Here is a 630-nt window from a genome sequence, read left to right as displayed (position 1 = left end):
ATGCCCTCGAAATGGTCTCCGCAGCGTAGCGAGGACTAGACATTGAAAGGGCGTTTGCCATCGCTACGATTCGGAATCTGAATTTTATTTAGTATATAATCATCAAAGACCACACAGTGCGATTAACTATGAAACACCGGTAAAATTCTATCTTAGGTCTTACTGAATTCGACTTTTGCAGGATCAGTTGATCCTGCAATGATACATTTATAAGTACAAGGTCTCTACTTTTGACTGTATCAACTTTGGGGGCATATCATCCTGAATTGTCATATAAAAAGCATTTGACAAATCTTCCATCTATAAATCTCATCTCGGGAGATTCTTTTTTGCATATATCCATTGCATAAGGACATCTATTAACAAATTTGCAACCCCCAATAGAATATTCTTTGCTTTCTATATTGGAAGGGTTAATACGTTTCATCCATTTTCGACGAGGATCAGGTTCAGCTACAGATTCTCTTAAAATCATTGTATATGGATGTTTTGGACTTGTTAAAACTTTTTCTACCGGCCCAGTCTCGACAATTTCTCCCCTTAGCATTATTGCTATTCTATCGCTTATATAATAAGCAGTCAATAAATCATGAGTTATGTACATTATAGAAAGCCCGTATTTTTCCTTTA

Annotated in this window: 1 protein-coding gene; it reads right to left on the bottom strand. The window is 36.2% G+C overall.

The genetic code is table 11. The annotated features are described in order from the left end of the window. Positions 1-256 precede the first annotated feature (256 nt). Positions 257-630 (bottom strand): oligopeptide/dipeptide ABC transporter ATP-binding protein (locus ACP5SP_RS08080; RefSeq protein WP_428076568.1); only part of this gene is annotated, 374 nt, incomplete at its 5' end.

This window comes from Caldisericum sp. (assembly GCF_049967455.1).
Lineage (GTDB): Bacteria > Caldisericota > Caldisericia > Caldisericales > Caldisericaceae > Caldisericum > Caldisericum exile_A.
This window is presented reverse-complemented; position numbering and strand designations above follow the sequence as displayed.